Genomic DNA, 12,881 nt, shown 5'->3' on the forward strand with positions numbered 1-12,881 from the left:
CCGCAGGCCGCAGCCAAGATCGAGCAGCAGGTCCGCTCGAAGTGGCAGCCCCGCGTCAAGAACCGCGTCCGCAGGAACGCCGAGCGTGGTCGGCACCTGTGCCCGGCCGGGCCGCGATCCTCCCGTGCGGGTCAGCCGGCCAGCAGGCCCGGCAGCTCGGCGATCGAGCCGAGCACGTGGGTGGCGCCGTCGGCGCGCAGGCGCTCCTCGCGGTGGGCGCCGGTGAGGACGCCGGCCACCACCGAGGCGCCGGAGCGGGTGCCGGTCAGCATGTCGTAGCCGGTGTCGCCGGCCACCGCGATCTGCCGCACCGAGTCGGTGCCGGTGCGCAGCAGCGCGGTCAGCACCAGGTCCGGGTACGGGCGGCCGCGGCCGGCCTCGGCCGGGCAGAGCGTCAGGTCGGCGATGTCCTGCCAGCCGAGCGCCTTGAGGATGCGGTCCTGGGTGGAGCGGGAGAAGCCGGTGGTGAGCACCACCGTGCGGCCGGCCGAGCGGAGCTGCTCGATGGCGTCGGCGGCGCCGGGCAGGGCCGCGCAGTGGCCGGCGTCGACCAGGTCGTGGTACGCGGTCTCGAAGGCGAGGTTGGCCTGCTGGGCCTTGGCCTCGTCGCCGAACAGGTGCCGGAAGACCGAGATCTTGGACTCGCCCATGGTGACCCGGACGTGCTCCAGCATGCGGTCGTGCTCGGGGGTGCCGGCGGCGACGCCGAGGTCGGCGGCGGCCGCGTCGAAGGCCCGCTCGACCAGGCCGTCGTCGGCGACGGTGGTGCCGGCCATGTCCAGGACGACCAGGCGGATGTCGTTGCTCATGTTGAACAGCCCTTACAGGTTGGCGAGTTGTGCGGTGGTTTCGGCGATGGCCGGGGAGCAGGTCATCCCGCGCCCGCCGGGACCGGTGACCAGCCAGACGGCGTCGCCGAGCTGCTCGCGGTGCACCACCCTGGTGGTGTCGGTGCACTGCGCGTACACGCCGGCCCAGCGGCGGCGGATCCTGGGCAGCGGGCGGCCGAGCAGTTCCTCGGCGACGGCGGCGAGGTGCTCGTAGGGCTCCTCGACGACGTCGAAGCCGAACGGCTGGTCGTACTCGTGGGTGTCGCCGATGGTGAGGCCGCCGTCCTGGCGCTGGACCATCAGCAGCTGCATCTTGTGCTCGGCGGCGACCGGCGGCTGCGGCTGCGCGGCCTTGAGGGCCTCCAGGGCGGGCCCGGCGAAGGCAGGGTAGTAGCGGAAGCTGTCGCCGTCGGCGACCGAGGTGGTCAGGCTCTCGCCCAGCGGGTCGGTCTGCATCATCTGCAGCCGGACCCGGCGGACCGGCAACTGCGGGGCGAGTTCGCGGACCAGGCCGCCGAGCCAGGCGCCGGTGCACAGGATCACCAGGTCGCCCTCGTGCAGCTGCCCGTGGTCGTCGCGGACGGCCGAGGAGCCGACCACCTCGCGGACCTCGCGTCCGGGCAGGAAGGTGTACCGGCCGGAGGCCTCCAGCACCGACCGCAGGGCGGGCTGGGCGAGCCGGGGCTCGACGGCCGCGTCCCGCTCGCACCACAGTCCGCCGAGGAAGTCGCCGCGCAGCGCGGGGTTGGCCGCCCGTACCTCGTCGGCGTCGAGCAGCCGGTAGCCGCGCTCGGCGGCGTCGGGGAGCTTCAGCGCCTGTTCGGCGACGGCGAGTTCCTCCTGGCTGCGGACCACGGTGAGGGAGCCGTTGGCCCGGAAGTACAGGCCGGGGACGCGCTCGCCGATCCGCTCCCACAGCTCCCGGGCGCGCAGCGCGGTGGCGAGTTCCTCGCCGCCGGCCCGGCCGCTGACCCAGACCAGGCCGAAGTTGCGCACCGAGGCGCCGCGGGCCTCGGCCTCGCGCTCGATGTGGACCACCTCATGGCCGCGCTCGACGGCCTGCCAGGCGTGCATGGTGCCGAGCACGCCTGCTCCTACCACGATGACTCTCATGCGGACAGGCTCCGGCGCCGAGGTGACGGGAGATCGACCGGCCGGGGTCACCGAGATGAACCGCCTGGCAAAAGTTGTACAGACAACCCGGGCCCACCGGGCGGGCCCGACCGGCGCCGGAGCGAACGGACCAGTGTGCCCGAGCGCCGCCCGCCGGGTCACCGATTCGACCTCACCCGCCATGTCCCGGCCAGTCGGCCGTACCCTGTCAACCAGAGACTGCGGCTCGATCAGTTCGATCAGGGGGACCGAAGTGCACCGGAGCCACCGGCCCGCCCGCGGCCACCGCCCCCAGGCCGGCGCCGCCGCACTGACCCGCGCCTACGACCGCGCGATGAGCGGCGAACCGGGCACCGACGCACCGCCGCAGGACGACCAGCGGCCCGAGATCGGCGACTCCTGGGCCCGGCTGCGCCGCCTCGGCCTCGACCCCGAACTCGGCCGCAACGCCCGCCGGATCGACGCCGCCGAACTGGAGCACCGGCGCCGCGACAACGGACTCGACCAGGTGCTCCCGGTCCTGCGCGGCTCACTGATCACCCCCGACGCCGGCACCCCGCTGCTGCTCGCCATCACCGACCCCGAGGGCCACGTGCTCTGGCTGGAGGGCAGCCGCCCGCTGCTGCGCAGCGCCGGCACCATCGGCTTCGAACACGGTGCCCGCTGGTCCGAGGACGAGGTCGGCACCAACGGCATCGGCCTGACCGCCCGTACCGGCCGCGCCACCCAGGTCCACTCCGCCGAGCACTACCTGCGCAGCCACCACGCCTGGACCTGCGTGGCCGCGCCGGTCCGCGACCCGCGCACCGGCCGGCTGGCCGGGGTGATCGACCTCAGCGGCCCGGCCCACTCCAGCACCCCGTACCTGCTCCAGCTCACCGTCACCGCCGCCCGGCTGGCCGAGACCGAACTGCGCGCCCGGCACCTGGAGTCGCTGCACCGGCTGCGCACGGTGGCGGCCCCGCTGCTGGCCCGGTTCACCGGACCGGCGCTGGTGGTGGACGGCTCCGGCTGGACCGCCGCCGCCAGCGGCATGCCGGACCTGCCCCGGCTGCAGCCGCCCGCCGACGGCTGGGCCGGCGCCGACCGGCAGCGGCTGCCCGGCCTCGGCGAGTGCGCGGTCGAGCCGCTGGCCGACGGCTGGCTGGTCCGCCCGCTCGCCGGACCGCCCACCGCGCCCGCCGACCAGGCCGAGGGGACCAGGATCCGGCTCGACCTGACCCGGGCCGAGCAGCCGCAGCTGTGGGTCTCCGGCGCCGCCGGCGGCTGGTCGTACGGGCCGAGCCCGCGCCACGCCGAACTGCTGCTGCTGCTCGCCGTCCACCGGGAGGGCCTGAGCGCCGCCCAGCTGGCGCAGGCGCTGTTCGGCGACCGCAGCCGGACCGTCACCGTCCGGGCCGAACTCTCCCGGCTCCGCCGCCACCTGGGCGGCCTGCTGGAGCACCGCCCGTACCGGCTCTCCGGGTCGGCCCTGGTCTCGGTGCGCGCGCCCGCCGAACCCTACGACCTGCTGCCGGGCTCCACCGCCCCGGCCGTCCGGGAGTTGCGGGCCGGCCTGGCCGCGGGCACCGTCGTGCTGCCGGCCGGCTGAACCGGCCCGGGCGGGGTCAGTTGCCGGCCAGCAGGGCGGCGAGCTGCTCGTCGGTGGGGCCGAGGGCGGCCTCCGCCGCGGCCGAGACGCAGGCGTAGGTGCGGTCCAGCCAGGCCTTCACCCGCGGCTTGGACGCCTCCAGCAGCGCACTGCCGTGCGGGGAGTCCAGCGCGAGGTGCAGCGTGGAGCCGTGACAGGGGCAGTAGGCCGGCCAGAGTTTGATGTCGCCCTGGCCGCTGAGCGACGCCAGTCCGTCGCGCAGCAGCTCGCGGGAGAAGACCCAGTCCGCCTCGTCGGGACGTCCCAGGTGGAAGGTGAGCCGCACCTCGAACGGGCGCTCGGCCTCGTAGCGGAACCTGGTGCGCACCTCACCCACCAGATCCTGGTCCAGCGCGATCCGCAGTGTCAGGACCTCCTCCACCACCGGTGGAACGGCGGCGATCCGGCCCGGTTCGCCGCCCGTGGGGGTGGCGGCGAGCGGCTGGTTCGAGGAGGCGGACAGCGGGTCGCGCGGCATAGACGGTCTCTCCGGGGCGGCTGGGTTAGAGGCCAGCGTGCGGTACCGGACGGCGGACGGCAAGAGTTGCAACGGGGTTGCAGTCCCGGCCCGGGCGTCGTTCCGACGCTCCGTCAACTCACGCGCACCACAGGTCACTAGAATGGGCGCAGCGAGCGTAACTGGTGCGCCTCGAGGGCTGGCGGACGGCGTGCTGGCCGCTGATATCCTCAGGGCCCCGCCGCAGCTGCCGGCGCCCGTGCGAGGCGGAGAGGGAGGAGTGACGGTGGTGCTCCGCGAGAGTGGCACGGCCACGCGGCCGGTCCGCCGGCACGGCCGGCCGAAACCCCTGGGCGGCCGCTTCCGGCTGCCGACATTGAGGTTCTCCGGGGCCGCGATGGCGATGTCGACCGTGGTCGGGATCAGCCTCCTCACCACCTGGCTGCTCAACGAGCAGCAACAGGTCGGCCGCCAGCCCCGGATGTCGGTCGGCGCCAGCCCGCCGGTCCCCAGCCCGGACGCCGCCACCCCGGCACCCGCCCGGGCCGCCGCCGCACCCGGCACCCCCGGGCCCGCCCCGGCCCCCGCCACCACCACGGCCGCCACCGCCCTGCCCGGGGCCCGCCAGGGCGCCGGCAGCACCGCGCAGCCGGTGACGGTACGGCCCACCGGCACCCCGTCCACCCCGGCCGGGCCGGACACCGCCGACCCCGGCACCGGCCCCGAAATCGCCCTGGCCGACGCCTCCCCGAGCGCCTCCCCCGACAGCGCCCGGCCCGGCGGCGGCAGCGCGCAGCCCTCGCCCGGACCGACCGGGCTCGCCCCGGACCACGCCCTGCGCGGCACCGCGGAGGTCACCCCGCTCGGCCGTTCGGGCACCCGGCACACGGTGGCCCTCACCGTCGCCGAGCCGCTGACCGCCCTTCAGGTGGAGCTGCGGCTGTCCCGGCCCGACGTGCTGCCCGGCACCGTGCCGTGGAGCGACCTGCCGGGCGCGGTCGCCACCGTCGCGCTCGACCACGACAGCCTGGTCTACCGGTTCACCCTTCCGCCCGGCGTCGACGTCGCACCGGGCCGGTACAGCTTCACCGTGACCGGCGCCGCCCTCCCGGCGGCCGTCCTGCCCGGCCCGGTCCTGCCGAGCCCGGTGCCGTCCGGCGCCGCCCGCAGCGCCGATCCGCGCACCATGACCGTCCTGCCGCCGACCGACCGGCCCACCGCGACCGTACCGCCGACCGCCGGGCCGGCCGCGGAGAGCTGGAGCGCCTCCGCCTTCGCCCTGCGGCAGCCGCGTGCGGTCGCCGCCCGCGGCACCTTCGACAGCTACTGATCCGGACCGGTGGCGGGCCCGACGGCCCGCCACCGGCCGGTCAGCCGGCGGCCGCGGCGCGGACCCGGACGGCCCGGCGCAGGTCGTCCAGCTCGTCCGAGAGCGCCCGGCGCAGGCCCGGGGTCGGCTCCGGCCGGGCCAGACAGTCCTCGGCCGCCGCGACCACATCGGGCGTGGCCCGCTCCCGGGGGAACAGCGCGTGCCCGAGGACGGCCGCCACCCGGTCGCCGCGCTCCCCCACCGCCGGGACGGCCTCGAAGTAGCGCCGCACATAGGCCTCCTGGAGCTCCGGCGGACCGGACCGCCAGAAGCCCTCGGCGGTGGCGGCCAGCAGCCGGTTGGAGAGTCCGTCGCCGAACAGCGCGGCCCAGGCCCGTTCCTTGGCCGCCGGATCCGGCAGCGCCGCCCGGGCCCGGGCGGCGCCCTGTTCGGCGATGTCGCTGCGGTCGCGGGCCAGTTCGGCCTCGATCGCGGCCTCGTCCGCCGCGCCCTTCGCGGCCAGGGTGGCCAGCGCCGACCAGCGCAGGTCGGGGCTGAGGTCCAGGCCCTCGGGCAGCTGGGCGCCGTCCAGCCAGGACCGCAGCCGGGCCAGGTCGGCCGGCGAGTCGGCGCTCTCCACCACCCCGCGCAGGGCGGCCAGCCGCAGGCCGTGGCCGGCGCCGGGCCGGGTCAGCAGGGCCTCGGCGGCGCCGCCGAGCACCGCCAGCGCGGCCGGGCGTTCGGCGGGCGGAAGGTAGCGGCCGACCGCGTCGGTGCGGGCGAAGGCGAGCGCCGCCTCGACGGCGGCGACCGCGGTCTCGGCCGGCAGGTGCCCGGCCACCAGCCGCAGGTACGCGCCGGGCGCCAGCTCGCCGTCGCGGACCAGGTCGCGGGCGTGTTCCCAGAGCACGGCGCGGGTCAGGCCGTCGTCGATGCCGGAGAGCCAACCGGTGACCGTCCGCCAGGAGTCCGGGTCCAGCCGGATCTTGGTCCAGCTGAGGTCGCCGTCGTTGGGCAGCAGCAGGGCGGGGCGGGCGGCGCCGGCCAGCCTGGGCACCTCGGTGCGGCCGCCGGGAGCCACGTCGAGGGGGATGCTCGCGCGCCGTACGACGGCCGGCCCGGCCAGGTCGTACACCCCGAGCCGGATCCGGTGCGGCCGGGTGCCCTCGTTGACCACCGCGGCGCCGGCCACCCGGTCGCCCTGGTACCGGACCTCGACCCGCAGGGTGTCGACGCCGCTGGTGCGCAGCCAGGCGTCGGCCCACGCCCGGACGTCCCGGCCGCCGGCCTCGGCCAGCGCGGCCAGGAAGTCCGCCAGCTCGGCGTTGCCGAAGGCGTGCTCGGCGAAGTAGGCGTTGATCCCCGCGAAGAAGGCCTCGTCGCCGAGCCAGACCACCAGCTGGCGCAGCGCCGAGGCGCCCTTGGCGTACGAGATGCCGTCGAAGTTGCCCATCGCCTCGGCGACGCTGCCGGTGCCGTTGCCGGCCACCGGGTGGGTGGAGGCCCGCTGGTCGGCGTCGTAGCCCCAGCCCTTGCGGCGGGCGGCGAAGCCGGTCCAGGCGTCGGTGAAGCGGGTGGACTCGGCGGCGACCCGGTAGCCGAGCATCTCGGCGAAGGACTCGTTCAGCCACAGGTCGTCCCACCAGCGCATGGTGACCAGGTCACCGAACCACATGTGGGCCATCTCGTGGCAGACGATCATCGCGCGCAGCTCGCGGTCCGCGTCGGTCGGCGCGGAGCGGAACAGCAGTTCGTCGCGCAGCACCACGCAGCCCGGGTTCTCCATCGCACCCCAGTTGAACTCGGGGACGAAGGCCTGGTGGTACTGGCCGAACGGGTAGCGGCGGTCGAACAGCCCGTGCAGCCGGTCCAGCGAGTCGCGGGTCACCTCGAACAGCTCCCCGGCCTCCCGGTCCAGCTCCGCGGCGAGCGAGCGGCGGGCGTGCAGGGCGAGCCCGATGCCGTCGTGCTCGGCGTACACCGAGTGCAGCGGCCCCGCGACCACGGTGACCAGGTAGGTGCTGACCGGTTCGGTCGGGAGGAACTCCCAGCGGCCGTCGCGGGCCTCGGCGAGCGCGCCGTTGGCGACCACCTGCCAGTCCGCGGGGGCGGTGACGGAGACCGTGAACGGGGCCTTCAGGTCGGGCTGGTCGAAGCAGGCGAACAGCCGGGGCGCGAGATCGGGGCCGAGGGTGGCGTACACGTAGCCGGCGCCGTCCGCCGGATCGGTGAACCGGTGCAGGCCCTCGCCGGTGTTCGAGTAGCTCAGCTCGGCCTCGACCAGCAGCTCGTTCTCGGCGGCCAGGCCGGTCAGCCGGATCCGGTCGCCCTCGAACGCGGCCGGCTCCAGCGGACGGCCGTTCAGCCGGGCCCGGCGCAGCTCGGCCGCCGCCAGGTCGACGAAGGTGTCGGCGCCGGGCTCGGCGCAGCCGAACCGGATCACGGTGGTGCTGCCGAAGACCTGCTCGCCCCGGGTCAGGTCGAGCTCGACGGTGTAGGAGCGGATGTCCAGCAGGCGGGCACGCAGGAGCGCCTCGGAGCGTTGTAGGGCTGACATTCCTGCATGCTGTCCCAGCGTGCCCGGGCGGGACAAGTCGTTCCGCTTCCAGCCGGGTCACGGCATGTCAGGACACCCGGGTGGTTAGGGTGGGGGCGGCCCGTGACCGGGCCCCGCCGGCCGTGCCCAGCCGGTGACGCCGAGCCGTCGAGGAGGATCATCGTGACCACGGTCCTGACCCAGGGCGGCAACGCGCCGCTCGCCGCCACCCGGGTGACGGTCGAGGTGACCGCACCCAAGGCGCTCGACGTCTCCGGCCTGCTGGTGACCGAGGCGGGCAAGGTCCGCTCGGACGCGGACTTCGTCTTCTTCAACGCACCGAACGGCCCCGGCGTCACGCACCGCCCGGCGGCCGGCGGCAAGCCCGACGCCATCACCGTCGACACCTCGGCGGTCCCGGCCGGCATCGCCAAGGTCGTCGTCACGGCCAGCCTGGACCAGGCCGGCGCCACCTTCGCCGGCACCGAGCCGACCGCGACCCTGCGCGACACCGCCACCGGCCGGGTGCTCGCCACCTTCACCCCGCCCCGGCTCGGCCCGGAGACCGCCCTGGTGGTGGTCGAGGTGTACCGGCGCGGCAGCGAGTGGAAGGTCCGCGCGGTCGGCCAGGGCTACGCGAACGGCCTGGCGGGGATCGCCACCGACTTCGGGGTCAGCGTCGAGGACTCCCCCGCCCCGGCCGCGGCCACCGCGGCCGCGCCGCCGTCCGGGCCGGCCGGTGCGCCGCCGCGGCCGAGCGGCCCGCCGTCGGTCGGCAAGGTGACCCTCGACAAGGGCAAGGTCAACCTGGTCAAGGGCGGCTCGGTCTCGCTGGAGAAGGGCGGCAAGCCCTTCCTGTCCTCGGTCCGGATGGGCCTCGGCTGGGAGCCGGCCGGCGCCGGCCGCAACATCGACCTGGACGCCTCCTGCATCGCCTTCGACGCCCAGCGCAAGAAGATCGAGACCGCCTGGTTCATGAAGCTGTCGATCTTCGACGGGGCGATCGCGCACTCCGGCGACAACCTGACCGGCGAGGGCGCGGGCGACGACGAGGCGATCACCGTCCACCTGGAGGGCCTGCCCGCCGAGGTCTGCGGCCTGGTCTTCGTGGTCAACTCCTTCTCCGGCCAGAAGTTCACCGACATCAAGAACGCCTACTGCCGCCTGGTCGACGCCGGCAGCGGCCAGGAACTGGTCCGCTTCGAACTCGCCCAGTCCGAGCCGCACACCGGCGTCGCGATGTGCAAGCTGGTGCGGCAGTTCTCCGGCGAGTGGGTGATGACCGCACTCGGCGAGTACGTGGACGCCAAGACCGCCCGCAGCATGGTCAAGCCCGCCGCCGCCATGCTCTGACCCGGCCGGCCCGGCTCGCAAACCTGTCCGCCGCCACCCCTTCGAGCGAACCTCGGTCGGTACCCGGCCCATCGGCGCTGCCCTGCTCCGTAGCGTGACGCTCACCCAGAGGAGGGGCATCATGAGTGCCATGGCACATGAGCGACCGGCCCAGGACTCCCCTACGCAGGAAGACCTCTTGCTGGAGGACTTCCTGGGCCTGCACACCCCCGAGGGCTTCCGGGCCGAGCTCATCGAGGGAGAGATCGTTGTGGCACCACCCACGGACGGGGACCACGAGGACTGCGTCAGCCATCTGGTCAAGCAGGTCATCCGGAAGTCCGCGGTCGACATGAGCGTCTCCGGCTACAAGGGCCTCAGACTCGTCAGCGGCGGTCTCTGCCCGAGGAACCACGTCATCCCCGACGCCACCTTCGCGCCGGAGGATCTCGGGCTCTTCCGGGGCGCCCCGCCCTGGATGGAGCCCGCCGGGGTGGCGCTGGTCGCCGAGGTCACCTCCAGCCGTCCCGACCAGGACCGGATCGCCAAGCGGCACTGCTACGCCCGCGCCGCCATCCCGCTGTACCTCCTGGTCGACCGGGAGAAGGCGCAAGTGAGCCTGTTCTCCCAGCCGTTGCGGGACGAGTACACCGTGGTCCACCTCGCCCCGTTCGGCGGGCCGCTGGTGCTGCCGGAGCCGTTCGGGTTCGAGCTGGACACCAAGCCGTTCCTGTGAGGGTGGCGGAAAAGGCCCGGCGGCCCGCGCCGGGGCTCTGCTAGCGTGAAAGGCATGAAGCGCGCTGCTGCCATCACGACGACGCCGGAGAGTGTCCCGGCGCGCTGACAGCTGTCTGTGTCCGAAGCCCCGGGGCGAGTGCCCCGGGGCTTCGCCGTGCGGTCACTCGCCTCGATTCCCCCGCGAGGAGACCACGATGCACGACCACCGCAGGCTCGGCCGCGAGCTGGACCTGTTCGACACCGACCCGCTGATCGGAGCCGGTCTGCCGTACTGGCTGCCGGACGGCGCGGCCGTCCGGCACGCGCTGGAGGAGTACGTCCGCGGCGCCGAGCGCCGGGCCGGCTACCGGCACGTGTACTCGCCGGTGCTGGGCAAGCGGGAGCTGTACGAGCTCTCCGGTCACTGGTCGCACTACAGCGAGGACATGTTCCCGCCGATGGACCTCGGCGCCGAGCAGGCGGTGCTGCGGCCGAGCCTGTGTCCGCACCATGCGCTGATCTACCGTTCCCGCTCCCACAGCTACCGCGAACTTCCGCTGCGGATGGCCGAGTTGGGTGACATGTACCGCAGCGAGCGCTCAGGGGTGCTGGGCGGACTGACCCGGGTCCGCTCGATCCGGCTGAACGACGCGCACATCTTCTGCACCGTGGAGCAGGCCGCGGACGAGGCGCTGGCGGCACTGGAGCTGATCCGCCGCGCGTACGAGGCGCTCGGCATCCGCCCGGCCCGCTACCGGCTGTCCCTGCCGGGCGGCGGCGGGAAGTACGTCGCCGACCCGGCGCTGTGGGAGCGGGCGACCGCGCTGCTGGTCGAGGTGCTGGAGAAGGCGGGCGTGGCGTACGAGGCGGCGCCGGGGGAGGCGGCCTTCTACGGGCCCAAGATCGACGTGCAGATCGCCGATCCGGCGGGCCGGGAGGCCACCCTGTCGACCGTCCAGATCGACTTCCACCAGCCGGAGCGGTTCGACCTGCACTACATCGGGCCGGACGGCGGCAGGTACCGGCCGGTGATGGTGCACCGCAGTGTGATCGGCAGCGTGGAGCGGGCGGTCGCGCACCTGATCGAGGTCCACGGCGGCGCCTTCCCGGCCTGGCTGGCACCGGTCCAGCTGGTGGTGCTGCCGGTCTCCGAGGCCGAACTGCCGCAGGCCGAGGAGCTGGTGGCGCGCGGCCTGGAGCAGGGGCTGCGCGCGGAGCTCGCCGCGCCGTACCGCGGCTCGCTCGGTGCCCGGATCCGCGAGGCCCGGCTGGTCCCGTACCAGGCGGTGATCGGCCCCCGGGAGGCCGCGGCCGGGCAGGTCGCGCTGCGGCTGCGGGACGGCCGCCGCCCGGACCCGCTCCCCGCCGCCGAGGCACTGGCCCGGATCGGCGCCCTGGCCGCGGCGCACCGCACCGAACTGTGGGACCGGCCCTGACCGGGCCGCACTGTTGAGTTCCCACAGGAGGTTCGCACCGGAATCGGTCGCTTCTCGCACCTGATCTCCCGTCACTCACCTGACAGGGTGGCCCGAGTGCCACGGTCGCCCCGACACATCCGTCGGGGGCGGCTGTGGCACTCCTACAAAGGAAGGGCAGCCCATGACGGCACGTACCGACGAGGTGGTGGTCACCGGACTCGGGGCCACCACACCGCTGGGCGGGGACACCGCCTCGACCTGGTCCGGTCTGCTGGCCGGACGGTCGGGGATCGGCCCGATCGAGGAGGAGTGGGCGGCGGGCCTGCCGGTGCGGATCGCGGCCCGGCTCCGGGTCGAGCCGACCGAGGTGCTGGACCGGGTGCGGGCCCGCCGGCTGGACCGGTGCGAGCAGATCGCCCTGGTCGCCGCGCGGGAGGCCTGGGCGGACGCGGGCGCGCCCGAGGTCGCCCCGGAGCGGCTCGCCGTGGTGATCGGCACCGGCACCGGCGGCGCACTCACCATGCTCGGCCAGGACGACGTCCTCGAGGCCTCCGGCGTACGGCGGGTGTCGCCGCACACCGTCCCGATGCTGATGGCCAACGGCCCGGCCGCCTGGGTCAGCATCGAGCTGGGGGCGCGCGGCGGCGCCCACACGCCGGTGAGCGCCTGCGCGTCGGGGGCCGAGGCGATCGCGACCGGCCTGGACCTGATCCGGCTCGGCCGGGCCGACGTGGTGGTCGCGGGCGGCACCGAGGCCTGCATCCACCCGCTGCCGCTGGCGGGCTTCGCCCAGGCCAGGGCCCACTCGACCCGCAACGACGATCCCGGGCGGGCGTCCCGGCCGTTCGACGCCGACCGCGACGGCTTCGTCATCGGCGAGGGCGCGGCCCTGGTCGTGCTGGAACGCGCCGGGTTCGCCGCCGCCCGGCACGCCCGCGCCCACGCGGTCCTGGCCGGCGCGGGCGTCACCTCGGACGCCCACCACATCACCGCCGCCCACGCCGACGGCCAGGTGCGGGCGATGCGGATGGCGCTGGCCGCCGCCGGGCTGTCGCCGCTCGACATCGCCCTGGTGCACGCCCACGCGACCTCGACCCCGCTGGGCGACCTCACCGAGGCCGCTTCGATCACCGAGGCGGTCGGCACCCATCCGGCCGTCACCGCCGTCAAGTCGATGACCGGCCACCTGTTCGGTGCGGCGGGCGCGCTCGGGGCGCTGGCCGCGATCCTCTCGGTCCGCGACGGCGCCGTCCCCGCGACCCGCAACCTCGACACCCTCGACCCGGCCGTGAAGCTGGACGTGGTCGCCGGCCGCTCCCGGCACGTCCCCGTGACCGCCGCCCTGGCCAACTCCTTCGGCTTCGGCGGCCACAACGCGTCCCTGGTGTTCACCGCTGCCCCCTGACCGGCCGGCATCCGGGCACCGGAGGCGCGCCCGCGGCCGGGCCGTGCCCGGTGTCCGCCCGGAACGAGGGACTTGAGGGACATGCGGTAGCCCGCGTCACCGGCGTCGACGAGACCGGACGAGGTGCGGGAGTC

Annotated in this window: 10 protein-coding genes; 6 read left to right on the forward strand and 4 right to left on the reverse strand. The window is 75.1% G+C overall.

Going from position 1 to position 12,881, the window contains the following annotated elements:
• Window positions 1-131 precede the first annotated feature (131 nt).
• Both AB0D08_RS37925 and AB0D08_RS37930 read right to left on the reverse strand, forming a co-directional pair.
• Window positions 132-809 (reverse strand): phosphonatase-like hydrolase, encoded by a 678-nt coding sequence (locus AB0D08_RS37925; RefSeq protein ID WP_359894902.1) that lies wholly within the window; start codon window positions 807-809, stop codon window positions 132-134.
• 12 nt (window positions 810-821) lie between these two features.
• Window positions 822-1,943, reverse strand: coding sequence for a TIGR03364 family FAD-dependent oxidoreductase (locus tag AB0D08_RS37930; RefSeq protein WP_033826265.1), 1,122 nt, complete (start codon window positions 1,941-1,943; stop codon window positions 822-824).
• 253 nt (window positions 1,944-2,196) lie between these two features.
• On the opposite strand from AB0D08_RS37930, the gene AB0D08_RS37935 reads away from it, so the two are divergent.
• On the forward strand, window positions 2,197-3,534 hold the full coding sequence (locus tag AB0D08_RS37935; protein WP_359894904.1) for a GAF domain-containing protein: 1,338 nt from the start codon (window positions 2,197-2,199) through the stop codon (window positions 3,532-3,534).
• Between the two features lie 16 nt (window positions 3,535-3,550).
• Here the strand turns inward: AB0D08_RS37935 and AB0D08_RS37940 are convergent, their stop codons facing one another.
• Window positions 3,551-4,051 carry an SsgA family sporulation/cell division regulator gene (locus AB0D08_RS37940; protein ID WP_051814492.1) on the reverse strand — a complete coding sequence of 167 codons (501 nt, stop codon included), beginning with the start codon at window positions 4,049-4,051 and terminating at the stop codon, window positions 3,551-3,553.
• Between the two features lie 268 nt (window positions 4,052-4,319).
• Here AB0D08_RS37940 and AB0D08_RS37945 point away from each other — a divergent pair, with 268 nt between their 5' ends.
• The gene (locus tag AB0D08_RS37945) at window positions 4,320-5,360 is read left to right on the forward strand and encodes a hypothetical protein (protein ID WP_359894906.1); all 1,041 of its coding nucleotides are present in this window, start codon (window positions 4,320-4,322) and stop codon (window positions 5,358-5,360) included.
• Between the two features lie 40 nt (window positions 5,361-5,400).
• Here the strand turns inward: AB0D08_RS37945 and pepN are convergent, their stop codons facing one another.
• Complete coding sequence (pepN, locus tag AB0D08_RS37950) at window positions 5,401-7,896, reverse strand: aminopeptidase N (protein WP_359894908.1); 2,496 nt, start codon at window positions 7,894-7,896, stop codon at window positions 5,401-5,403.
• A 174-nt stretch (window positions 7,897-8,070) separates the two neighbouring features.
• Between pepN and AB0D08_RS37955 the strand changes: the two genes are divergently transcribed.
• The 4 genes from AB0D08_RS37955 (at window position 8,071) to AB0D08_RS37970 (ending at window position 12,747) form a co-directional block, all read left to right on the forward strand.
• On the forward strand, window positions 8,071-9,228 hold the full coding sequence (locus tag AB0D08_RS37955; RefSeq protein WP_359894911.1) for a TerD family protein: 1,158 nt from the start codon (window positions 8,071-8,073) through the stop codon (window positions 9,226-9,228).
• Window positions 9,229-9,349: 121 nt separating this feature from the next.
• The gene (locus tag AB0D08_RS37960) at window positions 9,350-9,943 is read left to right on the forward strand and encodes a Uma2 family endonuclease (RefSeq protein ID WP_149038104.1); all 594 of its coding nucleotides are present in this window, start codon (window positions 9,350-9,352) and stop codon (window positions 9,941-9,943) included.
• A 91-nt stretch (window positions 9,944-10,034) separates the two neighbouring features.
• Entirely contained in the window at window positions 10,035-11,360 is a 1,326-nt protein-coding gene (gene thrS, locus AB0D08_RS37965; protein ID WP_304441491.1) for a threonine--tRNA ligase, read from the forward strand.
• 163 nt (window positions 11,361-11,523) lie between these two features.
• Window positions 11,524-12,747 carry a beta-ketoacyl-[acyl-carrier-protein] synthase family protein gene (locus tag AB0D08_RS37970; RefSeq protein ID WP_359894909.1) on the forward strand — a complete coding sequence of 408 codons (1,224 nt, stop codon included), beginning with the start codon at window positions 11,524-11,526 and terminating at the stop codon, window positions 12,745-12,747.
• Window positions 12,748-12,881 lie beyond the last annotated feature (134 nt).

The sequence above is a fragment of the Kitasatospora sp. NPDC048540 genome (assembly GCF_040651175.1).
GTDB lineage: Bacteria > Actinomycetota > Actinomycetes > Streptomycetales > Streptomycetaceae > Kitasatospora.

Coding starts and splice junctions, on each gene's coding strand:
- AB0D08_RS37925 (WP_359894902.1), bottom strand. CDS start 809: ATGAGCAACGACATCCGCCTGGTCGTCCTGGACATGGCCGGCACCACC.
- AB0D08_RS37930 (WP_033826265.1), bottom strand. CDS start 1,943: ATGAGAGTCATCGTGGTAGGAGCAGGCGTGCTCGGCACCATGCACGCC.
- AB0D08_RS37940 (WP_051814492.1), bottom strand. CDS start 4,051: ATGCCGCGCGACCCGCTGTCCGCCTCCTCGAACCAGCCGCTCGCCGCC.
- pepN (WP_359894908.1), bottom strand. CDS start 7,896: ATGTCAGCCCTACAACGCTCCGAGGCGCTCCTGCGTGCCCGCCTGCTG.
- AB0D08_RS37960 (WP_149038104.1), top strand. CDS start 9,350: ATGAGTGCCATGGCACATGAGCGACCGGCCCAGGACTCCCCTACGCAG.
- AB0D08_RS37970 (WP_359894909.1), top strand. CDS start 11,524: ATGACGGCACGTACCGACGAGGTGGTGGTCACCGGACTCGGGGCCACC.